21 protein-coding genes are annotated in these 21,860 nt (G+C 71.3%); 6 read left to right on the forward strand and 15 right to left on the reverse strand.

What is annotated here, in order from left to right; genetic code table 11:
- Positions 1-395: 395 nt before the first annotated feature.
- From AC0QR5_RS07950 to AC0QR5_RS07960, 3 genes are all read right to left on the reverse strand, one after another.
- On the reverse strand, positions 396-740 hold the full coding sequence (locus tag AC0QR5_RS07950; RefSeq protein WP_329860485.1) for a type II toxin-antitoxin system HicB family antitoxin: 345 nt from the start codon (positions 738-740) through the stop codon (positions 396-398).
- Positions 741-1,508: 768 nt separating this feature from the next.
- Positions 1,509-2,858: a fatty acid desaturase family protein gene (locus AC0QR5_RS07955; RefSeq protein WP_329860486.1), complete on the reverse strand. Its 1,350-nt coding sequence runs from the start codon at positions 2,856-2,858 to the stop codon at positions 1,509-1,511.
- A 119-nt stretch (positions 2,859-2,977) separates the two neighbouring features.
- Entirely contained in the window at positions 2,978-4,138 is a 1,161-nt protein-coding gene (locus AC0QR5_RS07960) for a ferredoxin reductase (RefSeq protein ID WP_329860487.1), read from the reverse strand.
- Between the two features lie 103 nt (positions 4,139-4,241).
- On the opposite strand from AC0QR5_RS07960, the gene AC0QR5_RS07965 reads away from it, so the two are divergent.
- The gene (locus tag AC0QR5_RS07965; protein WP_329860489.1) at positions 4,242-5,468 is read left to right on the forward strand and encodes a PucR family transcriptional regulator; all 1,227 of its coding nucleotides are present in this window, start codon (positions 4,242-4,244) and stop codon (positions 5,466-5,468) included.
- 612 nt (positions 5,469-6,080) lie between these two features.
- On the forward strand, positions 6,081-7,223 hold the full coding sequence (locus AC0QR5_RS07970) for a glutamate--cysteine ligase (protein ID WP_329860490.1): 1,143 nt from the start codon (positions 6,081-6,083) through the stop codon (positions 7,221-7,223).
- Between the two features lie 9 nt (positions 7,224-7,232).
- On the opposite strand, the gene AC0QR5_RS07975 is transcribed toward AC0QR5_RS07970, so the two are convergent.
- Positions 7,233-8,309, reverse strand: coding sequence for a D-alanyl-D-alanine carboxypeptidase family protein (locus tag AC0QR5_RS07975; protein WP_329860491.1), 1,077 nt, complete (start codon positions 8,307-8,309; stop codon positions 7,233-7,235).
- Positions 8,310-8,626: 317 nt separating this feature from the next.
- Entirely contained in the window at positions 8,627-9,847 is a 1,221-nt protein-coding gene (locus tag AC0QR5_RS07980; RefSeq protein ID WP_329860493.1) for a hypothetical protein, read from the reverse strand.
- Between the two features lie 430 nt (positions 9,848-10,277).
- On the opposite strand from AC0QR5_RS07980, the gene AC0QR5_RS07985 reads away from it, so the two are divergent.
- The gene (locus tag AC0QR5_RS07985) at positions 10,278-11,501 is read left to right on the forward strand and encodes an integrase (protein ID WP_329860494.1); all 1,224 of its coding nucleotides are present in this window, start codon (positions 10,278-10,280) and stop codon (positions 11,499-11,501) included.
- Between the two features lie 304 nt (positions 11,502-11,805).
- Here the strand turns inward: AC0QR5_RS07985 and rimI are convergent, their stop codons facing one another.
- Genes rimI through AC0QR5_RS08005 form a run of 4 tightly spaced genes read right to left on the reverse strand, consistent with a single transcriptional unit; the run spans position 11,806 to position 14,169 of the window.
- Positions 11,806-12,246, reverse strand: a complete 441-nt coding sequence (gene rimI / locus AC0QR5_RS07990; protein WP_329860685.1) for a ribosomal protein S18-alanine N-acetyltransferase — start codon at positions 12,244-12,246, stop codon at positions 11,806-11,808.
- 35 nt (positions 12,247-12,281) lie between these two features.
- The gene (gene tsaB, locus AC0QR5_RS07995; RefSeq protein ID WP_329860495.1) at positions 12,282-12,980 is read right to left on the reverse strand and encodes a tRNA (adenosine(37)-N6)-threonylcarbamoyltransferase complex dimerization subunit type 1 TsaB; all 699 of its coding nucleotides are present in this window, start codon (positions 12,978-12,980) and stop codon (positions 12,282-12,284) included.
- 53 nt (positions 12,981-13,033) lie between these two features.
- Positions 13,034-13,789, reverse strand: coding sequence for a hypothetical protein (locus AC0QR5_RS08000; RefSeq protein ID WP_329860496.1), 756 nt, complete (start codon positions 13,787-13,789; stop codon positions 13,034-13,036).
- Positions 13,786-14,169, reverse strand: a complete 384-nt coding sequence (locus AC0QR5_RS08005) for a hypothetical protein (protein WP_329860497.1) — start codon at positions 14,167-14,169, stop codon at positions 13,786-13,788. The genes AC0QR5_RS08000 and AC0QR5_RS08005 overlap by 4 nt, the downstream gene beginning before the upstream one ends.
- A 93-nt stretch (positions 14,170-14,262) precedes the next feature.
- Here AC0QR5_RS08005 and AC0QR5_RS08010 point away from each other — a divergent pair, with 93 nt between their 5' ends.
- Positions 14,263-15,891, forward strand: coding sequence for a sensor histidine kinase (locus tag AC0QR5_RS08010; protein ID WP_329860499.1), 1,629 nt, complete (start codon positions 14,263-14,265; stop codon positions 15,889-15,891).
- A 63-nt stretch (positions 15,892-15,954) separates the two neighbouring features.
- Here the strand turns inward: AC0QR5_RS08010 and AC0QR5_RS08015 are convergent, their stop codons facing one another.
- Both AC0QR5_RS08015 and AC0QR5_RS08020 read right to left on the reverse strand, forming a co-directional pair.
- Positions 15,955-16,284, reverse strand: coding sequence for a winged helix-turn-helix domain-containing protein (locus tag AC0QR5_RS08015; RefSeq protein ID WP_329860501.1), 330 nt, complete (start codon positions 16,282-16,284; stop codon positions 15,955-15,957).
- Positions 16,275-16,751 carry a response regulator transcription factor gene (locus tag AC0QR5_RS08020; protein WP_329860502.1) on the reverse strand — a complete coding sequence of 159 codons (477 nt, stop codon included), beginning with the start codon at positions 16,749-16,751 and terminating at the stop codon, positions 16,275-16,277. Before AC0QR5_RS08020 ends, AC0QR5_RS08015 begins: the two co-directional genes overlap by 10 nt.
- Positions 16,752-17,026: 275 nt before the next feature.
- On the opposite strand from AC0QR5_RS08020, the gene AC0QR5_RS08025 reads away from it, so the two are divergent.
- Positions 17,027-17,950 carry an RNA polymerase sigma factor gene (locus tag AC0QR5_RS08025; protein ID WP_329860686.1) on the forward strand — a complete coding sequence of 308 codons (924 nt, stop codon included), beginning with the start codon at positions 17,027-17,029 and terminating at the stop codon, positions 17,948-17,950.
- A 428-nt stretch (positions 17,951-18,378) separates the two neighbouring features.
- On the opposite strand, the gene AC0QR5_RS08030 is transcribed toward AC0QR5_RS08025, so the two are convergent.
- Positions 18,379-18,543, reverse strand: coding sequence for a hypothetical protein (locus tag AC0QR5_RS08030; protein ID WP_329860503.1), 165 nt, complete (start codon positions 18,541-18,543; stop codon positions 18,379-18,381).
- Between the two features lie 192 nt (positions 18,544-18,735).
- Between AC0QR5_RS08030 and AC0QR5_RS08035 the strand changes: the two genes are divergently transcribed.
- A complete protein-coding gene (locus AC0QR5_RS08035; RefSeq protein WP_329860504.1) occupies positions 18,736-19,161 on the forward strand; it encodes an Hpt domain-containing protein in 426 nt (141 codons plus the stop codon).
- Here AC0QR5_RS08035 and AC0QR5_RS08040 read toward each other — a convergent pair.
- From AC0QR5_RS08040 to alr, 3 genes are all read right to left on the reverse strand, one after another.
- Positions 19,137-19,964, reverse strand: coding sequence for a response regulator transcription factor (locus AC0QR5_RS08040; protein ID WP_329860505.1), 828 nt, complete (start codon positions 19,962-19,964; stop codon positions 19,137-19,139). The two genes, AC0QR5_RS08035 and AC0QR5_RS08040, sit on opposite strands and share 25 nt — an antisense overlap.
- A 73-nt stretch (positions 19,965-20,037) precedes the next feature.
- A complete protein-coding gene (gene tsaE / locus AC0QR5_RS08045) occupies positions 20,038-20,652 on the reverse strand; it encodes a tRNA (adenosine(37)-N6)-threonylcarbamoyltransferase complex ATPase subunit type 1 TsaE (protein ID WP_329860507.1) in 615 nt (204 codons plus the stop codon).
- On the reverse strand, positions 20,645-21,832 hold the full coding sequence (alr, locus tag AC0QR5_RS08050; protein WP_430633655.1) for an alanine racemase: 1,188 nt from the start codon (positions 21,830-21,832) through the stop codon (positions 20,645-20,647). The genes tsaE and alr overlap by 8 nt, the downstream gene beginning before the upstream one ends.
- Between the last annotated feature and the right edge of the window lie 28 nt (positions 21,833-21,860).

Consider the following 21,860-nt stretch of genomic DNA (forward strand, 5'->3'; position numbering starts at 1 on the left):
AGGCTCACAAGGAGGGTTAACCACACTGATGTGGTTCCGAACCGCAGGAAGCCTACCGGCTCCACGCGGGGCAACGGGGCGACCTGGCGAAAGGCCCGAGGCCACGAGCACTGGCCTCGCCCCAACGCGTGGGCAGATGATGCTGACCAATCACCGTCCGGGCCGCACCATCCGCCCACGCGTTGAAGGCGTTGATGCCATGGCCACGGGCCTCCCCTGAACGCGTGGGCAGATGGCGCTGTCCAACCACGGTCTGATCCGCATCATCCGCCCACGCGTTCAGGGCAGCCCGACGATGTCGTCCACGCACCAGCCATCCGGCGGATCACCCTTCCAACAGCGTGGCGTACTCGGGCTCTCGGGATCGACGGAAAGTCCGTCTGGCATCCGGATCGTCAGCGGCCGGCCAATCGCTCACTCAGGAAACGATTGAGCGAGACTCCCTGCTCGTTGGCGGCGATGGCAAGGTTCCTATGCGTCTCGGGCGAAACCCGTACCTTGAGGTTCCCGCTGTACTTCCGTTCCGCAAACGGCTGGGGAACGGCCTCGCCGGAGGCTGACATGTCGTGCACGACTTCCCGAACCAGGTTCTCCAGCCCTTGAAGTGCTTCGATCTGATCGGCTTCCATCCACGAAAGCGAGGGGAACTCGGCAACCGTTGCCAAGAATTCTTCGTCTTCAGGTGACCACACCACCGAGTACCGGTAGTGCGCCACGATAGAGGGCATCTGGTTAGACATCACCCTGCTCCTTCATCCTGTCGATGGCTGCAAGTACCTGTTTGACTTGGTACGGCTTCGCCATCCCTCCCTTGTTTTGGATGTTGACCCGTGGATCGCCCTGTCACGGTGTCTTGTACGTTCGGTGGCTTCCGCCGTTCGAGTTCCGAGGGTCACCAAAGTAGTGCTGTCAGAGCTTTGCCAGATCCTCGAATCGAACATTCGTCGGAGCGTTCCGCACCTTGCTTTCAATGCCGTCTATCCTCGGCATCTAGCCATGGTTCCACTAATGGAACCATTCTCGCAAGGTGGTCCCCCGTTCAGCCCGGTCATGGGAGGATCCTAGCCCCCACAGGCTCTCGGCTGCCCGGATCGACGCTGGGCCACGAGGCCTGGGGACTGGGAGCGCATCATCGACAGGCCCCGGTGGTTCAGGCGTGTCCGCCTCGCAGGAAAGGGCGGTGGACACGGCGGTGGAGAAGACCCGCATGGTCGTCGCTTCCCGGATGGGCACGGCGCGCTGCATTTCTTCCCACTTCCCGGGTCACACGCCGCCTGGAAAGCGGCGTGTCGCGCCGACACGCCGCGCCTCGACGCGGAGAAGTGGGAACCTTTTCACGAGCGCATTGACCGTTGGGGTGGCGCAGGCAGTGAGGCCACAGTTGCGCCCGTCTACGCCAACGTGAGCGCGCCGGACAACCAGGTCGTGGAAGCACTGGCCAGCTCCACCTGCGCCAACGTGAGCGCGCCGAACAACCAGGCCGTGGACGCGCGCCGACGGCAGCGCGGCTACGGCAGCGCCAGCCGGAAGACCTTCCCCCACGCGGAGCCGACCTGCTTCAGGAGCGGCCCGGTGTTGTACGGCAGGCCGTAGCGGCGGCAGATGTCCCGCACCTGCGGGGCGACCTCGGCGTAGCGGTTCGACGGGAGGTCCGGGAAGAGGTGGTGCTCGACCTGGTGGGACAGGTTCCCGGTCATGAAGTGCATGAACTTCGATCCGGAGATGTTCGAGGACCCGATCATCTGCCGCACGTACCAGTCGCCGCGCGTCTCGCCCTCCACCATTTCCTCGGTGAACGTCTCGGCCCCCTCGGGGAAGTGGCCGCAGAAGATCACGGAGTGCGCCCACACGTTGCGCACGGCGTTGGCCGTGAGCGTGCCGTAGAGCGCCTGCTTCCCGGAGCCGGTGACCATGGCCAGCGCGGGGGTCGCGGCGTAGTCCTTGGTGAACTGGCGCAGTGCCTTCCGGCCCATGGCGCGCAGGTCCTTGAAGAGCTCGGACTTGGGCTTCTTGCCCTCCTTGACCTCGGCGATCTCGAGGTCGTAGATCGCGATCCCCCACTCGAACACGGGGGCCAGGACCGCGTTGAAGACGGGATTGAGCAGGTTCACCGGCTTCCACGGCTGCTCCTCGTCCATGCGCAGGAGGTTGTAGCCCACGTCCTTGTCGAGCCCGACGACGTTGGTCCAGCGGTGGTGCAGGTCGTTGTGGGTGTGCTGCCACGAGCGGGCCGGGGTGACGAAGTCCCATTCCCACGTGGTGGAGTGGATGTCGGGGTCGCGCATCCAGTCCCACTGGCCGTGCAGGACGTTGTGCCCGATCTCCATGTTCTCGATGATCTTGGACCCGGAGAGCAGGGCGGTCCCGGCGATCCACGCGAACTTGTTGCGCCCGCCGAGGATCAGGGCTCCGCGGCCGGCGACCTCGAGGGCCCGCTGGAGCTTGATGACACGGCGGATGTAGGCGGCGTCGGACGCCCCGCGCCGGGCGAGCACGGAGTCGCGCACGGCGTCGAGTTCGCGGCCGAGCTCGGCGACGTCGGCATCGCTCAGGTGCGCAGCGGCGGGCGGGCGGACGGTGGGGCTGCCGGCGGCGGCCAACGCCCCACGGCGGGGCTTCTCCCGGACGACGCCGATGCCCCCTTCCGCATCGGCCCCGCCCCGGGCGCCGTTCCCGGCGGCATCGTGGGCGGCGTCCGCGCCGGGCACCGCGGCGGACGGCGAGGCTTCTCCGGTCGGGAGGGCCCCGTCGTCGTGCTCGTCTCCGCGCGGGGCCCAGCTCGTGGTATCGGGGCCCGGGACGGGGCGGCGGCGCAGGCCGGTGCGGACGTGGGCCGTGGCCCGGGTGGTGTCGGTCATGGCGTGCTCCTGGTGGTTCGGGGCAGTGTGGTTCGTCGTGGCGTGGTCCGCCATCGTGCGGCTTGACGTGGTGTGCTTCGGGGTCGCGTAGTTCGGGGTGGCGTGGTCGTCGGCGTTCCTCAGGCCTCGAGGCTGACGTTGCCGGCGGCCGCGGACACGCAGGTCTGGATGAGCTCGCCGGGCTCGCCGTGGACCTCGCCGGTGCGCAGGTCCCGCACGGAGCCGGAGCGTAACGGGGTCAGGCACGAGTGGCAGATCCCCATGCGGCAGCCGGAAGGCAGCAACAGTCCCGCGTCCTCGGCGGCGTCGAGCAGCGGGGTGGAGCCGTCGCACGCGACCTCGCGGTCCGAGGCCTCGAACGTGACCGTGCCGCCCTCGCCGTCTCCCGCGGCGAGCGTCGTCGTGAAGCGCTCGATCACGAGGGCGCCCGTCGCGACCGCGGCCTGCGCGGCCACGCCGCCCGTCCCGCCCGGGACGCCCCCGGCGCCCGGCGCGGCGGGCTGGGAGGGGGCTCCGGCGTCGTACCCGGAAGCGGTGCGGCCGCCGTTGGCGAGCCAGAGCGCCTCGGCCGAGTCGAGGAAGTCCCCGGGGCCGCAGGCGTAGGCGGCGCGCTCGCGCCAATCGGGGCACACGGCCTCGAGCGCGGCGGCCGTGGAGAGGTCCAGGCGGCCGTCGCGGCCCGTGAATCGGTGGTGGACCTTCAGGCCCGGGAACTGGTCGGCGAGCTCGAGCAGCTCCTCGCGGAACAGGGCGTCGGCCTCGGTGCGCGCGGAGTGGAGCAGGACCACGTCGGCGTCCGGACGGGCCGGGACGAGCGTGCGGATCATCGACATCACGGGGGTGAGCCCGGAGCCGGCCGTCAGCATGAGCAGGGGGCGCGGGTGCTCGGGGAGCGTGAAATCGCCCTGCGGCGGGGCCAGGAAGAGGACGTCGCCGGGGCGCGTGGTGCGGACCAGGGTGCCGGAGACGGCGCCGACGTCCGTGACGGTGATCGCGGGATCGAGGCCCGCGGCGGTGGAGAGCGAGTAGGAGCGCCAGTGGCGGACGCCGTTCAGCTCCACGCCGATGCGCGCCCACTGGCCCGCGAGGTGGGCCTTCCATCCGCGGCCGGGCCGGAAGAAGATGGTGGCGGAGCCCGCGGTCTCCTCGACCACGCGGGTCACGATGCCCCGCAGCTGGCGGGCGGAGGAGAGCGGATTGACGAGCCGGAGGAAGTCCTCCGGCGAGTGCGGGGTGGTGAAGATCGACGCGGCTTGCGCCAGGGGGCGAAGCCTGAACATGTTCTAAGCATATGGCCCGGGACGCCAGATTTCTCCCGCCCGAGCCTACAATTGGGCAGCAAAAACTATCGCCGGGCAACAGGAAAGGCTGGGAGCGAGCCTCATGGACGCGAGAGACGGCGCCGTGCCGCGCCACCCCAACGATCCGCCGTGGCTGTCCCTGCCGAGCGGCATCAGCGACGTCCTGCGCCCCTACGTTCCCGAGGTCGTCGCGGCGATCATCGACACCGTGCCGCGCATGGTCCCCACCTACTCGCTGCCCATGGAGGGGCGGTTCGGGCGCGGCCTGCGGCGCGGCGTCGCGGGCGCCCTGGACCGCTTCCTGCAGCTTCCGGGCACGCGGCTGCCGGCGCTCTCGGCGGAAACCGGGCTGCTCGTCGCCGGGCTCGGCGCGGGCGAGTTCCGGCAGGGCCGCTCGATGGACGCCCTGCTCGGCGCCTACCGGACGGGCGCGCGGATCACGTTCCGCGAGCTGTCCAAGGCGACGCTCGAGTCCGGGCTCGGGGCGGAGGCCGTCGTGGACCTGGGCGAGTCGATCCTCGCCTACATCGACGAGCTGTCCGCGGTGAGCGTGGAGGCGTACGCGTTCGAGCAGTCGGAGCGGGCCGGGGAGCTGGACCGGCGGCGGACGGCCCTGCTGGAGCTGCTGCTGCGCGGCCAGACGAACGAGGCGTCGCTGCGCGCGGCGAGCCTGCAGGCGGACTGGGTGCTGCCGCCGCGGCTCGCGGCCGTGGTGCTGCCGCTCGACACGGCGCCGGGGCTGCGGGTGCGGCTCGGTCACGCAGCGCTCGTGGTGGAGCGCGATTCCGACGCCGTGGCCCTCGTGCCGATGCCGCCGACCGCGGCGGCGCGGGCCGACGTCGTGCGCGTGCTGCGCGGGCGGCGGGCCGTCGTGGGGCCCGCCGGGAGCTGGGAGCAGGTCGGGTCCTCGCTGCGGCTGGCCCAGCTCGCCGCCGCGGCGGTGTCCGTCGACGAGGGGGCCGATGGGCCGACGGACGGGCACGATGCCGCCGAGCCCGTGTGGGCCGAGGACCATCTGGCGCTCATCGTGATGCGGGCCGAGCCGACCGCCATGACGGCGCTGGCCCGGAAGCGGCTGGCCCCGCTCGACGAGCTCCCGGCCGGTCCGCGGGCCCGCCTTGAGGAGACGCTGCTGGCCTGGCTGCGGCATTGGGGCCAGCGGGCGCCCGTGGCCGAGGAGCTCGGCATCCACCCGCAGACCGTCGGCTACCGGCTCGGGCAGCTGCGCTCGCTGCTCGGCGCCGAGCTCGAGGATCCGTTGGCGCGCTTCGAGCTTGAGCTGGCGCTGCGGGCCCGCACGCTGGGCTGACCACGGCACCCAGTTCACGTCTACTCGGCGCGATCATGCCCCCAGCCTCACGCCCAGTTCACGCATAGTGGGCGAGACCATGGGCCGCTGTCCATTTCACGAGGTAGACCCCGTGCTCTGGCCACCAACACACCGACTCACCGAGACAACGTGAACTCGGCGAACCCCCGGCCCGCACCGACGTCCAGTTCACGCATAGTGGGCGACACCATGGGCCGCTGTCCATTTCACGAGGTAGACCCCGTGCTCTCGCCACCAACACACCGACTCACCGAGACAACGTGAACTCGGAACCGCCTCGAGCCGACCGCAGCGTCCAGTGCACACCCAGCTGCATTGGCAGCGGCCCACCCTCGCGCCCAGTTCACGCAGAGTGGGCGAGAGCGTGGGCTACCTTCCGGATGGGGGGCCTCCATCTGAGACGGCGTGGAATTCCCCACGGCCTTGGATTCAACCAGCAGCCTGGCCGAGGCAACGTGGCGCGCCCGCCAACCGAGAGGTCGCCGGCGGTCGCCGAGCCCAAGGCGACCCGGCGCGCAATACGGAAGCAGCCGGCGGCGTACACCCATAGAATGGACCATCCGTTTGAACCAGCGATCAGGAGCCCCCCGGATGCAGATCGACTTCGCACAGTCCCGCCAGTCCACGCTCGGCGTCGAGTGGGAGATCGCGCTCGTGGACAGCGAGACGTTCGACATGCGCTCCGTCGCCAACGAGGTCCTCTCGGGGGTGCACGCGCTGCACGGCGGGCTGGACGAGGACGAGGAGCATCCCGCGATCAAGCAGGAGCTGCTGCTGAACACGGTGGAGATCGTCACCGGGGTGTGCCAGACGGTCGCGCAGGCGCGGGCCGAGCTCCACCAGAACATCGAGGCGATCCGCACGGTCACGGACCCGATCGGCGTGGACCTGTACTGCGCGGGATCGCACCCCTTCGCCGCGCCGAAGCTGCAGCCCGTGACGGACAAGGAACGCTACGCGAAGCTCATCGACCGCACCCAGTGGTGGGGTCAGCAGATGGCGATCTACGGGGTCCACGTGCACGTCGGCGTCGACCGCCGAGAGAAGGCCCTGCCGATCGTCGACGGACTGGTCAACTACCAGCCGCACTTCCAGGCGCTCTCCGCGTCGAGCCCGTTCTGGGGCGGCGAGGACACCGGCTATGCGAGCCAGCGGGCGCTCATGTTCCAGCAGCTGCCCACGGCCGGACTCCCCTACTACTTCCGCTCGTGGGGGGAGTACGAGCACTACGTCGCCGACATGCTCCACACCGGCGTCATCGACGACATCTCCGAGATCCGCTGGGACATCCGGCCGGTGCCTCGCTTCGGCACCGTGGAGATGCGCATCTGCGACGGCCTGAGCTCCCTGCAGGACATCTCCGCGATGGCCGCCCTGACCCAGTGCCTCGTCGACGAGATGTCCACCGCCCTGGACAACGGGTGGTCGATCCCCGTGATGCCGCAGTGGTACCGCGTCGAGAACAAGTGGCGTGCCGCCCGCTACGGCCTCGACGCCATCATCATCCTCGACAAGGAGGGCAACGAGAACCTCGTCACCGACGAGCTCTACAAGGTCCTCAACCGCCTCGAGCCCGTCGCCAGGAAGCTCGGTTGCGCCGACGAGCTGGCCGACGTCGAACGCATCATCCGCGGCGGCGCCGGCTACCAGTGGCAGCGCAACGTCGCCGAGCAGAACGGCGGTGACCTGCGGGCCGTGGTCAAGGACAACGTCGCGCGGATGCGCATCGCGTAACGCCCGCCGCTACTTCAGGTACTTTCCGCTCATCCAGCCCGTCCTGGTCCCGTACTTCACGGGATGCCACCCGTTGCGCGCGGCCCCCGTGACGGTGACGCGGGTCCCCTTGGAGAGCGTCGTGACGATCCGGTGGCCGGTTCCCGGGCCGCTGCGCATGTTCAGATTGGCCGTCGTGGCCAGGAGCCGTCCGGCAGCGGGCTTCGCGGTGGCCTGGGCAGCCGGCTTCGCGGCGGCTCTCGCCCCGGGCTGGCCCTTGGCGATCCCGTAGTAGTGCTCGAGCGTGGGGACCTTCCGCGCGGCCATGTCCTGGGCGACCCGGGGGCCGACGTAGCGCAGGTGCCACGGCTCGTAGCTGTAGCCCGTGGTGGCCTCCTGCCCGCTGGGGTAGCGGATGATGAAGCCGTACTTGTGGCCGTAGGCGCTGACCCACCGCCCCACGGGCGTCTTGGCGAAGCATGCCTGGAGGGCGCACGCCTTGCTGGCGTTCCCGACGTCGATCGCCAGCCCGGTCTGGTGCTCGGAGGTGCCGGGGCGGGCGGAGATCCTCGCGGCGTAGGCCGCGCCGTAGCGCTTGCTGTAGCTCGCGAAGAGCGAGGCCTGCGTGGCATAGGAGCGGTAGGCGCTCGTGATCCGGATATCGACCCCGGCCCTGCGCGCGTCCGCGGCCATGCGCTTGAACGCCGCCGCCGCGTCCGGATGCGCACGGAACCCGCCGGGCAGGGCCGCCAGGCTGGGCGCGAAACGGGCCGGGGCCAGCGGGTGGTCCTTGTTGACGAGCATCGCGACGCGCCGCGGATTGCGCTCGAGCGGGGGCACCTTCGCGGCGGGCACCACGTGCCGGTACGACGCCGGGGCCGCCGTCGGCGCGGAGCCCCACCCGGCGCCGGGGCCGGCTCCGGCAGGTGTTGCGACGGCTCCCGCGGCCTGGGCGGGCGCGATGCCCGGAAGCAGCAGGAAGAGCGCGGCGGCGACGGCGAGCACTGCCCGGGCCGCGGCAGACCGTACCTCCCGGGCGGCGGCAGCCGGGAGCGGGAGGCGGCGTCCGGCGTCGTACCCGAAGTGGCGTGGCGTGGTGGAGCTCATGATCTGGACCAGCCTTCCCCCTGGCGGCGCTGGCGCATCAGTGCGTTGATGCCAAGGACCGCGCCCCGGAGACATCCTAAGCACGATGATCGGCCACCGGCTAGAGCAATTCGCCGGCCTGTGGATGAGGGAACGGCTGGACCGCCCCTTTTCAGGGAGGCGGTCCAGCCGCTGTGGCCGCAGACCGGTCTGCCCGAGCGGGGGAATCGGGACGGCCTGCGGGGCCTTAGGGGTGCCGGTCGACGCTCCGGATGAGCGCCGGCGCCGGCGGTGAGCCGGGGCCGCAGCAGGGGATCATCCGCCGCGGCCCCGGGGTCTCAGTGCAGCCTCCTCGGCTTGGAGGAGACGATCGCCGCGGCTCCGCAGGCCATCAGCAGCACCGCGGCCCACACCGTCAGCCATGTCCCGGCGCTACCGGTCCTGGCCAGCGTCGGACCGTACGACGGCGGGTCGGCGGGCGGCGTGGCCGTCGGCACCGGCGTCGTGCTCGTCGAGGCCGACGGCTCCGGGCTCGCGCTCGGCGTGGCGGTCGGATCCGGCGTCGGGTCCGGCGTGACCGTCGGCGTCGCGCTCGGATCGGGCGTTTCGCTCGGCGTCGGGTCAGGCGTCTCACTCGACGTCACCGTTGGCGTCGGATCCGGTGTCTCACTCGGCGTGGGCTCGGGCGTCTCATTCGGCGTCACCGTTGGCGTTGGCGTCACCGTCGGCGTCGGCGTCGGGGTCGGCTTGACCGGCGTCGGCTCGAAGCACGCCTGGTCCTTCTCGGACTTCCCGCCGGAGGTCATGAGCGCCGTGTTCAGGAAGCCCGTCCCGGACTCGTTCTTCTGCAGCTTGCAGTCCATCGCTTCCGTGCCGACGGCCCCCGGCGCGACGGACGCGACCACCGTGATCGTATACCGCTCCGAGTCGGCGTCGCGCTTCAGGGCGCGGTCGCTCGCGAGGACGGCTGTGGTGGACGGCAGGTTCCAACTGCCCGATCCCGTCGGACCCGTCCAGCCCGCGGAGAGGATCTGCGCGCCGGCGCCGAAGCGGAGCGTGTCGGTGAGGCTGTAGACGGTCGCGCCCTTCTCGTCGCCCTCGACCTCGATCCGATAGCGGACGAGCCACGTGCCGTTGGACTGGTACGCCGCGGAAAGGGGCTTCTTCTCCATCTCCGGCATCGGCTGCCGGTCCTTCTGGTCGTCGTCCTTCTTGTCGTCCTTCTTCTTGTCGTCGTCTTTCTTGGAGGACGACGCCGATGCCGCCTTCTCCGACGGCGTCGCCTTCGCGCTGGACTTCTGCGAGGGAGCCGACGACTTGGCCGCCTGGCTGGGTGGCGCGGCGGAGGTCGGAGCCGCGGCCTTCTTCTGGGCCGCCTGCTGCGCGGGCGGGTTGACGGCCTGCTGGACGACCGGAGGCTCGACGGCGGCCGGCTCGACCGGCGCCGGTGGCGCCTCGGACGAATTGGCCTCGGCGGCCTGGACGACGGCGGGTCCGGCCTCGGCGTCTTCCGATCCGGAGGCGCCGGGCAGGCCGAGCCCGATGATTGACAGGCTCATGACCAGCGCGGAAGCCGCGATGACCGAGACGGCCTGCCGTAGGATGCGACGAGTACCCCGGCGCGGGGCGCGCGGCGGCGTCGTCGTACCGTGTTCTTTTCCCCAACGGTGCGGTGCCACATTTCCCCCATGTGCCCCAAGAGCCCGCGACGCCCTCAGGCAAGTTGCCGGGCCCCGCTCCCCAGCGGATCAATGCCCCGGCAGATGGGTAGTCGCCCCCAAGGTTCCTACTGCATCCCCCGCTTGTGACAGCCCCAAGAACTCGAACCGAGTAAATTGCTTGTCGAATCTCAACTGTAGAACCAGCAGTCGACCGTGTCCAGCGTCCGCGTTGACTCAACGTAGATGCTCGCGAAACGGGGCCGTTGCCTCATTTAGGAATGCTCGCGTAGCTCTGGCCATCGATGGGGCAACGGGGTGTGCTGGGGCGATGAGAGAGGGAATCTCGATGAAGGCCCGCCGTGAGATCGTCCGGGCGTTGGCGGTGGAGTACGCGAAGGCGTCCAAGGGCGAGAAGTCCGTGATCCTGGACCATGTGTGCACGGCGATGGGCTGGTCGCGTGCGAACGCCCGGCGCCGGCTCGTTGCCGCCGGTAAGGCGCGGGCCGGTCCCACGCCGTTGCCGCGGCGGCGGCAGCGGAAGTACGGTCCGGAGTCCCGGGCCGTGTTGGAGCGCGTGTGGACGCTCTCGGGCGAGCCCTGCGGCAAGTACCTCGCCGTGGTGATGGAAGACCATCTGGAGCGCTTCGAGCGCTTCGGGGAGCTCGCAGAGCTGGCCGGGCTGCTCGACGACACCGTGCGGGGCGAGCTGTCCTCGATGTCCGGGGCCACGATCGACCGCTACCTGGCCCCGCTGCGCAAGGCCCGCTACCCGGCCGCCTCGCTCTCGTCCACCCGGCCCGGGGCGATGCTGCGCTCGGAGATCCCGGTGCGCTGGTCCGGGACGCCGATGGAGCAGGAGCCGGGGTTCTTCGAGACCGACACCGTCGCGCACTGCGGACACAGCCTCTTCGGGGAGGACCTGCGGACCATCACGCTCACCGACGTGTTCACCGGGTGGACGGCGAACACCGCGGTCCGCAACCGCGCCCACCGCAACGTCCTGGCCGGCGTCGCCGGGCTCGCGGACGCGTTGCCGTATCCGATGCGTGGACTGGACTTCGACAACGGCGGCGAGTTCGTCAACGTCCCGCTGACCGGGTGGGCCCGGGGCCGGGGCATCGAGCTCACCCGGGCCCGCCCGTACCGGCACAACGACAACGCCCACGTCGAGCAGCGCAACCGCGACTGGGTGCGCCGGCACGCGTTCCGCTACCGCTACGAGGGCCCGGAGGAACTGGAGCTGCTCCAGCAGCTCTGGGTCCTGGTCGACGCACGGAATAACCACCTGCTGCCCATGGTCAAGGCCAAGGACCACACGACCTCGTCCTCCGGACGCCGACGCCGGACCTACGACAAGCCGCGGACCGCCTACCAGCGGCTGCTGGACGCGGGGGCGATGGACGAGGAGAACGCCCGGGCTCTGGCGGAGATCCACCGGGAACTGAACCCGGCGGCGATCACCCGCGGGATCAACGCGATCCAGAACCAGCTCATCAACCGGGCCAGGCTACGCACCCAGCACGACGGCACCACCGCTACGCGAGCAAAATAGCTGAGGCAACAGCGAACACCACGCGAGCATATTGACATGAGGCAAGGCGCGGCCGCCTCAAACCCCAACGGAGAGCATCCGTCGTTCCTCGCCGATCGGTGGCGACCTCGCCGAGAGCCGCGGGATCCTTCCCAGTTCTCGGTCATCCCGGGCTCTCGAACACGGCGAGTCTCGCCGACACGCCGCACGGCCGCAGCGAGAAGTGGGAAGCTCTTCAGACCGTCCTGGAGGAGCCCACCTTGGGGAGCCGATTCGCTCGGCAGGCACGGATATGGTGCCGCCGTTTCGGCGCCAACGCGATCGGCTAGTCGGCGGCCACCGCGCCGAGCGTGAGGCGCATGATGAGGGCGTCGGTGCCGCCCGGGTAGTAGCCGCGGCGGGTGTGGATGTGCTCGAACCCGAACCGTGTGTAGAGCTCCTGGGCGCGCGGGTTGTCGGCGCGCACCTCGAGCAGCACGTCGCCGGCGCCACGGGCCCGGGCCTCGGCGACGAGCCCTGCGAGCAGGGCGGAGCCGATGCCCCTCCCCTCGTGCTCGGGGACCACGGCGATGGTCTGCACGTCGGCGAGCGGCAGGACGCACATCAGCCCGCAGTAGCCGACGATCTCCCCGCCGGCCTCGGCGACCCAGTAGCGCCGGGTGTCGGTCTGGCCCAGCTCGTCGTGGAACATCGACAGCGGCCAGGCGTCCTCCGGAAAGAGCCGCTCCTCGAGGGCGTGCACGACGGGGATGTCGGCGGCGGTCATGCCGCGCAGCACCCAGCCGGGTGCCGTCTCGGCGCTCACGCGGTGCCCTTGCGCATGGCGGCGGGGACCTTGGCGTCGGACTCGCGCAGGTAGAGCGGGGTCGTGGGCAGCAGCTCCTGCCCCTGGGCCAGGCACCCCAGGGCGAAGGCGCCGAGGGAGGCCGCGCGCGGGACGCGGGTGGCGAAGCGTTCGACGCCGGTCGCCCCGGCCCCGGCGAGCGCCTCCGGATACAGCGCGGTTCCGGCGCCGTAGACCCGGCACGCGGGGAGGTCTCCGGGGGCTCCGACGTGCGGGCCGTCGAGCAGCGCGCCGTCGCCGGCATAGCGGGCCCAGTAGAGCTCCTTGCGCCGGGCGTCGATGGCGACGCTGAAACCCTCGCCCACTGCGCCGGCCTCGGCCGGGTCGGCGAGCACGTCCCAGGCGATGGCATCAAGGCTCATGACCCCGTCGACGGGCACGCCCCAGGCGAAGCCGAGGGTGCGGGCGGTCGCGATGCCGACGCGCAGGCCGGTGAACGGGCCGGGTCCGACGCCGACGACGATCCGCTCGAGCTCCCGCCCGTCGATGCCGGCCTGCTCGAGCAGGCCGGCGATGGCGGGGGCGAGCACCTCGGAGTGCGTGTTGGTCTCGGTGGTGGCGAAGGACTCGAGGACCTCGGCCCTCCCGTCCTCGTCGTGGGCCTTGAGCAGCGCCGCGGAGGCGATGGCGGACGTGTCGATGGCGAGGACGAGCATGGTCTCGATTCTAGCCGCGGTCCGCCGGCTCCCGTCCCCTCTGTGGTGTGTTCCTAGGTCTCCGACCCCGACCTCACGAGCCCGGCCAGCAGGCGCCAGACCCGGCCCGAGTCGATCGGCGCGAGGCGGACCTCGGCCCCGCGGGAGCCATCGTCTGCCACGCCGAACGCGCAGTGCCCTGCCCGGCCCGCGTTGATGAAGCCCAGCATGGCTCCGTCCGACGTGGCGACGTCCCAGACGAACCACGGCGCCTCCCACAGCGCGCCCAGGCCTTCGGGGCCCGGCCCGTCGTGGCGCCCGGCGGCGCGCGCCTCGAACTCGTCGAGCGGCAGGGCCGCGGGTCCGGCCAGCAGCGGCGCCACGGGCCGCACGCCCGCCCATGCGCACACGGTCGAGGGTGCCTCGGAGGACCGCACGAGGTCCAGCCGCTGCATGGCGTCGTCGGCGATCCCCGGCACGGCTCCCGGGCGTAGTTCCTCGGCGCTGGGCCCGGCGAGGACCGTCGCACCTCCGTCCCCGAACCACAGGCTCAGGGTGGAGTGGCTGTCCAGGTAGCGCCCGGTGACGGTCCAGGCCGGCCCGGCGCCGACGTTGTCCAAGTAGCGAGCCCCCGACGCGCGCAGCCGCGAGCGCCCGTCGATCAGCCCCGCCTCGTGCAGGGCCAGCAGTTCCCTGCGGCGTCGGACGCGGTCCAGCAGCCCGGGGCCGCCGCGCCGGTGGATGCGCTCGAGCAGTCCGAACCCGGCCGGGTCCACGCCGGGCCCGGTCGGCGCGTAGAGCGGTTCCACGCCCGCGGGTCCCGCGCTCATGCGGCGAGCCGCAATCCGGCGGCGAACTGGTCGAATTGTCCCCCAAGCATCGGGTAGTCCTCGAGCGCGCAGCTGAGCGTGACCTCGAGCATCCAGTCGCTGTAGGGGACCTCCCAACGGCGCGTGAACACGGGCTCGCCCGCACTGCTGCGGCGCGTGAGGTCGGTGCGCCGGGCGGGCCTGCCGCGGAACTCCTCCCAGGACTGTTCGACGACATAGAGCCGATCGGCGCCGGGCTCCATCGATCCGGCGTAGGCGACCGCGACGATCCCCGCGGGCCGGCCAGGGCGCGGGAGCACCGCGGCGAACGCGGAGCCGTGGGCCTCGAGCTGGATCCACCCGTCGGGCAGGTCCTCGGCGCTGAGCGGGATTCTCGTCATGGTCGTTTCAGCGTAGGCGGGCCGGCCGCGCCCCGCGATGGGGAGAACTCCCCATCGCGCCGCGCCGGAGACCCCCGCACCTAGACTGGGCAGGTGAAGAAGCTCCCGCACCCGGTCCTGATGCTGGGGTTCCGCGACTACTACGACAACCTTCCGGTCAACCAGCAGCACGTCATCAGCAATCTCCCCCTCGCCGCGGCCTCGCTCGCGGCGGTCGTCCTGCTGCGCTGGATGCATCCGGGTCAGGAGGACCGGCTGCTGAACTACGCGGGGCTCGCCCTCGTGGGCCTGGTCCTGCTGGCGGCGTGGCGCGTCCCGTGGGACCGGCTGCCGTATTGGGCGCCGGTGGTCCTGGCGGGCGTGGACGTCGTCGCGATCACCTTGATGATGTCGGCCTGGACGCCGCTGCTGGGCGGGGTCGCGGCGCTGACCGTGTTCCCGGTGATGTGGATCGCGTGGTCGGGCTGGCATCCGGTGGCGACGGTCGTGGGCGGCTTCGTCCTGCCGATCTCCGTGGCCCTCGTGGGCGAGTGGGTCAACGGGGACGGCCGCTCCCCCACGGCGCTCGTCGCGGCGGCGCTCATGAGCGTGATCGTCGGCTTCATCGCCATCGAGGCCACGGGGACGACGGCGGACCAGCACCGCCGCGCGCGCCTCGCCTCGCGCCTGGCGGACGTCGAGCGGCAGCGCGCGGAGTCCTTCGCGACGGCCCTGGACGCCACGGGCGTGGGCGTGGTCTCCTTCGATGCCGAGGGCCGCGTGCTCTTCCGACACGGGCCGATGGCGCCGGGCGAGGAGCTGGCGACCATGGCCGACGCGTTGGCGTGGGAGCGGCGGGCCGGGATGCTGGACCGGGACGGGAAGCGGCCGCTCGCGGACGCGGAGTACCCGTTCCGGTCGGCGGCCGACGGGCGGTCGGTGCGCGGCAAGGTCGTCTGGATCCGCAGCGGCGGCAAGGACCATGCCGCCCTCGTGACCGTGGAGCAGCACACCGACTCGAGCGGCGGACGGGCCGGGGCCACGGTGGTGCTCCAGAACGCCACGGAGCTGTTCGAGCAGCTCCGCCGGCGCGAGAACTTCCTCGCCGCCCTCAACCACGAGCTGCGCACGCCGCTGACCACGATCCTCGGTACCGTGGAGCTCTCGCTAGAGCTCGGCGCGGAGCCGGACCGGCGCACCCTCGAGGCCGTGCACCGCAACGCCGTCCGCATGGCCTCGCTCGTGGAGGGCCTGCTCTCCACGGTCCCGGGCTGGCAGCGCTCGGCCTCGCTGCCCGTGGACCTCGGCGAGCTGCTCCAGGGGGCCGCGGACGACGTCCGCCGCTCGGCGCCGGACGGCATCACCGTCCACGTCGAGGTCTTGGATTCCCCCGTGGTCCTGGGTGATCCCGTCCGGCTTGAGCAGCTCGTGGCCAACCTGACCTCGAACGCCGTCAAGTACTCCCCCGGTGGCGGCGCCGTCCGGCTTCGGGCCGTCGGGACGGAGACCGGGCACGTGGTCCTCGGCGTCTCCGACGAGGGCGTCGGCATGGACGCCGCCGACCTCGAGCGCGCCCAGGAGATGTTCTACCGTTCGGCGACCGCCCGCACGTCCACGACGCGCGGCCTGGGCCTGGGCCTGGCCATTTGCCGGGAGATCGCCGAGGCCCATGGCGGCACGCTCGAGATCGAGTCGCGCCCGGGAGCCGGCACCTCGGTCCGCGTCACGCTGCCCGCGGGCTGAGTGCCGGCAGCGGCCGATGGTCGCGGAGTCGACGACTGGCGCCCTCCGCAAGGATCCTTCCCCTCAGTCCGCCGCGGCTTCCTGATGGAGGACCGAGCCGATTCGGGAGGCCGTCACGGGCACCCGCCCCGCTGCCGTCGACGACGACGGCGCCGCGAGCCGGTACCCGACGCCACGGACGGTCTCGATCCAGCGGAGCGCGCGGGAGTCGTCGCCGATCTTGCGGCGTAGGTTGGCCATGTGGACCTCGAGGGCGCGCAGTTCGGACGGCTGCACGGGACGCCGACCGGCGCCGCCGCCGAGCAGCCGGGCCAGGCACTCGCGCGAGCGGACCCGGCGTCCGCCGCGGAGCAGCTGCTCGAGGAGGATGAACTCGCTGCGGGTCAGCGACACGGGCTCGCCGTCGCGCGTGGCGTACTGCTGGCGGTGTTCAGGCGCAGCCCGTCGCTTTCAAAGACGTCGCCGGGCCCGGGCACGGCGGCCCCGTCCCAGCGGGCGCGGCGGATGAGCGCGTTGACGCGGGAGCGGACCTCGCGGACGGAGAAGGGCCGGGGCATGAAGTCGTCTGCGCCGGCGTCGAGCGCCTCGATCGCGTCCCCGGTGCTGTCGTGGCTCGAGACGACGACGAGCAGGGCGTCGCTCGCGGCCCGGATCTGGCGTACCACAGCGGGCCCGTCGGCGTCGGGCAGGCAGAGGTCGGCCACGACGAGGCCGGGCCGGGCGCGGGCCAGCAGCTTGGCGGCGTCACGCATCGTGGCGGCCTCGTGCACCGTGAACCCACCGAGCTCGAGAGCGTCCCGAAGGCTCCCGCGCGCCTCGGCGTCGGCGTCCAGCACCACGGCCAGGCGGCCTTTGCCCATGGTCTTCCTCCCCCAGGTCGTCTTCTCGGCCCCGCTCCCCGGCGGGGCCCGCGCCGGGACCAGGCGTCCGGCGTCGTACCGGATCCTTTCAGCGCTTCCTTCAGGAAAGAGCCCAGTTCCGCTCGATGATGACGCCGGCTTTACACGGAATCCGCGCAAACCTTGAGGAAATCTTTCGTTTTGCGCGTCATACTCGTCGGGAAAGCAACTCTTTAGTGTGCGAGAGCCGTTGGGGACGGCTCCGCACCGACGGAAGGACTGTGTTCTTGGGGGATGTGGCCCAGACCGCCGCCGGGGACGTTCCCAACGGCCCCGGCGACGCCGAGCTGATCGGCCGTGCCCGGGGCGGGGACGCCGCCGCCTTCGGCGAGCTCTTCCGCCACCACCGGGCCCGCGCCCTGGCGACGGCCCGGCACAAGCTCGACGACGCCTCGCTCGCGGAGGACGTGGTCTCCGACGCGTTCGCGGCGATGCTCGGCGTGCTGCAGCGGGGTAAGGGGCCCGAGGAGGCGTTCGGCCCGTACCTGTGCACGGTGGTGGCCCGGATGTCGATGCGGCAGAACCTGCGCCGCAAGCGCGAGCGCCCCACGGAGGACGTGGCGCTGTTCGAGGCGGGCACGGAGCACGCGGACCCGGTGCTGGAGGGCTTCGAGGCGGGCGCGCGCGCGGAGGCGTTCCGGCCGCTGCCGGAGCGCTGGCAGCTGGTGCTGTGGCACCTGGAGATCGAGGGGGCCACGCCGGCGGAGGTCGCTCCGCTGCTGAGCCTGAGCCCGAACGCGGTCTCGGCGCTCGGCGTGCGGGCGCGGGACGGGCTGCGCACGGAGTACCTGCAGGCGCACGTGGGCCGCGGGGCGCGGAACCAATGCGGGCAGTCCCGGCAGCTGGGCGCGTACGCTCGCTCCCGGCTGGGGGCCCGGGCACGGCGGAGCTTCGAGCGGCACCTGGAATCGTACGCACGTTGTACGGCGGCGCTGGTCCACGTGAACGACGTCGGGGCGGGCCTGCGCGGGGTCGTCGCCCCGCTCTTCCCAGGGCCTGGGCGGCGCGGGCTGGCTGGGCGGCGGCGCGGTGTCCGCGGCCGCGGGATCCGCCGCGGGCGGCGCGGGCGCTGCGTCGCTCGGCATCGCTACCGGGTCCGCGGCTGGCGCCACGCCGCTGGGCACGTCCGGCGGCGCCGGCGGGACCGGGGCGGGCGGTAGTGCCGGCGTCGGCGCCGGCGCCAGCGCGGGCGCCTCGAGTGCGGCCGGGGCGGGGGTCGGGGCCCTCGCGGCCTCGGTGCCGCTCGTGGCCGGCGTCGCGGCGGTGTCGCTGTTGGCGGCCGGTCTCGCCTTCGGCCTGTCCCGGCAGCCGGCACCGCCACCGTCACCGTCACCGTCACCGGCATCATCGAGTTCCGCGGACCCCTCCTCGTCGCCGATCCCACGGCCGGCGTCAACCCCGGCGCCCTCCGCCTCTCCGGCGGAGACGGTGCCCCCTCAGATGTCGGCGGCGCGGCCGACGGTCGGCGTCGAGCCGCCTCCTCCCCCGGGTGAGGCTCCGTCGAATCCGGCCGCGTCGACCGACGTGGGCCCGTCCTCTCGAGCTCCACGGCGGTAGGCCCCTCGACCCTCCCGGTCCAGCCGAGTCCTCATGCCTCGACGAGCGCGCCGACGACGAGCCGCTCGTCATCCGCGACCGCGCCTCGTCCGACGGCGGCCCCGTCGCCGACGGTGACGCCCAGCGCCAGTCCGACGCCGACCGTCGTGCCGTCGGCCACCGCGGAACCGAGCACACCGCCGACTGCGGAGCCCACGGTTCCTCCGACCACTGAGCCGTCGCCGGGGCCGGACGTCTGCAGCCCATGGTGGCACCCGTTGTGCTGGCTGGACTGGTTCCTGCCCTGACGCCCGGCCTTGAGGAAGGCATTGGTTGCCCGGGCGAATCTTGAGCCTTTCTTGAGGAAGTCTTGAGCCTCCGATGTGGCCGAATGGACGACCATTGATCCATGGAGGATCTCGAGGCGCCACGCGCCGCCCCGCGGGAGCGGAAGCTCGTGGAGTGCCCCCTCCTGGTGAGCCTCGTCGACGAGCTCGGCCTGGAGCCCGTGATCCGCTGCATCGATTCCTTCACCCGGATGTGGGGCGGCCGCTGCGAGCGGCTGGAGCGGGCCGTTGTGGAGCGGGACGCGGACGCGGGCATGGACGCCGCGCTGTCCCTGAAGTCGGGTGCCGCGATGCTGGGCGCGCTGCCGCTGGCTTCCCTCGCGCAGGAGATGCACGCGGCCGCCCGGGCCGCTGGATGCACGGGGCTCTGGACGCCGGCGGAGCGGTTGTTGACGACGCTGCAGGGGCTGGGCAGCGCGACGGCCGTGGAGCTGGATGCGATTGCTACCCGCGAGGGCGGGGACTACCGGGGCAGCGCGGCGCGGTAGCCGATTCCGCGGACGGTTTCGACCCAACGGGGTTCTCGGGCGTCGTCGCCGAGCTTGCGGCGCAGGTTGCCCAGGTGCACTTCGATGCTCCGCTCGTCGGAGCCTGAGACGAACGTCCCGGCGTCGTGGTCCTCGTCGCGGAGGCGGCGGACCAGGTCGGCCTTGCTGGAGACCACGCGGCCGCGCTCGAGGATGGTCTGCAGCAGCAGGAACTCGGTGGGCGTGAGCTGCACTTCCGTGCCCTCGCGATCCACACGGTAGAGCGCGGGCTGCAGCACGAGTCCGTTGAGCTGGAGCGCGCTGCCCTCGGCCACGTCGACTGAGGCTCCCACCACCGGCGCGACCGGGGCCGCGCTCGGGGCGGCTGACGCCGTGGCAACGGATCCCTCAGTCGCCACGGTCGAGGTCGGCACCGGAGCGTCGTCGGCTGCCGCCGTGCGTCGGCGCATGATGGCGTCCACCCGGGCGCGCAGCTCGCGGGGGCTGAACGGCTTGGTCAGGTAGTCGTCGGCGCCCATCTCGAGCCCTAGGACGGTGTCGATCTCGTCGGTCCGGGCGGTCAGCATGACGATGTGCGCGTCGGAACCCCGGCGAATGCGCCGAGCCACCTCAAAGCCGTCGATGTCGGGCAGCCCGAGATCCAGGGTGACCAGGTCCGGAGACTGGGCGGCCGCGAGCTCAACGCCCTCGAGACCGGTCGATGCCGGGTGGACTTCAAAGCCGGAGCTCTGGAGGACTGCTTCGAGCAGTCCCCGGATGTCCTCGTCGTCCTCGACGACGACTGCAACCCTACGTTCGTCCACAGTTCCCCCTACAAGAAGATTTCCCTAGGCCATGGTATACGCAGGCGGCGCCACTCGGGGGAGGCGACCCTGGTCATCGACAGGGCGGTCGGTTCGGGATGCCGGCCTTGGCCTCCAGGGCGAAAGGGTCCTCAGACGTCGGTCCGCCCTCGAACGGACGCCGGTGAAGCCAACGTGGCCCGAATGCACTGATGGTGAGCTGGCGCGCCTCGTCGGCTCCCGTCTCGTCGAAGTCGAAGACCAGCCTCTCTTCACCGCCGCCTGGAACCACTTCGCGCACGAATTCGATGTCCAACCACGAATCGCCGAGGTGTTCGACCTTGCCCCGCCCCCATTCCACGACGGTCACGGCGTCGGCCAGCGTTGACTCCAGGTCGATGTCGTCGACGTCGGCAGGCGAGGCGAGCCGATACGCGTCGACGTGGACAAGATCTGGGCCCCCGCTGGACGAACGATGAATCCGGGACAGGACGAAGGTCGGGGAGATCACGGCTTCGCCAACCCCCAATCCATCTCCGAGGCCCTGTGTGAAGGTGGTCTTTCCGGCCCCGAGGGGCCCGGTGAGTATCAGCAGGTCGCCGTGAACCAGGTACGGGGCCAGCGACCGGGCAAGCGAGGCCGTGGTCTCGGCGCCGCTCGTTGAAACGTCGGCGACCCACACTGGAGTCGCGGGGCCGGGATCACACATCCGTAGGCCCCCACGAGCCGCGGACGTACTTGCGGGGCACTCGTGTCGAGATGCGCGTAACGATCTCGTAGTTGATCGTTCCGGCTGCCTTGGCCCACTCGTCAGCCGACGGGCCGTCGGGGCCGAAGAGTACGGCTTCCTCGCCGATCAGCTCGTCCGGGTCAACGTCGCCCACATCGACGACGAACTGGTCCATCGCAATTCGGCCACAGCTTCGATAGACGGAACCTCCCATCAGCACCGGCCCGCCGACGGACGCGCGCGGAACACCGTCACCGTAGCCGAGCGGGATCAGGGCCAAGGTCGTGGGGCCTTGCGTCCTATAGGTCAACCCGTAGGAGACGCCTTGACCGGCGGGTACCCGCTTCGCGTTCGCGATACGCGCGCTCAGCCGCATGGCCGGCCTCAAGCCCAAGTCGTCCGATGACTGGTCCGCGAACGGACTCAATCCGTACATCCCGAGCCCGAAGCGAACGAGATCGAAGTGCGCGTCAGGCCGTGAGAGCGTGGCGGGAGTGTTGGCGGCATGCCGGACTTCGATGTCGAATCCGGCGTCCTCGGCGAGTGCGATGGACTCGCGAAAGACATCCAACTGCTCATCGGTTTCCTTGCGGTCGGGTTCGTCGGCAACCGCGAGGTGGGTAAAGACTCCGACGACCCGCAGGAGGCCGGCGTCCTGCAACTCGTTGGCGGCGTCCAACAACTGTTCCCAACGGTCGGCGGGGCAACCGTTTCTCCCGAGGCCTGTGTCGATCTTGAGGTGCACCCTGGCTGGTTGGGCGGCTTCGCGGGCAGCCGCTGCGACATGGTCAAGTTCCCATCCGGAGACGCCGAGGTCAACGTCGTTGAGGATCGCCTCCGCGAAAGGGGACTCGATCGTGTGAAGCCAGGCCAAAGCAGGCGTCGTGATGCCGGCCTTCCGCACGTCGATGGCCTCTTGGACATGGGCGAACCCCAACCAGCCGGCACCCGCTTGGACTGCGGATCGGGCGATGGGAAGGACCCCGTGCCCATAGGCATCGGCCTTGACGACTGCCATGACCTGCGCTGGCGCCGCGAGTTGTACGGCGCGTTGGATGTTGTGGCGGACGGCATCCAAGTCGATCGTTGCCATGCGGCCGCACACGTCGGGGCCGTGGATCCGGGTCGATGCGTCGGCGGTCAAGGGCTCGTCTATCATCACAGGTCCATTGTCGCAGGCCGGGGAC

Source organism: Arthrobacter sp. J156 (assembly GCF_056172865.1).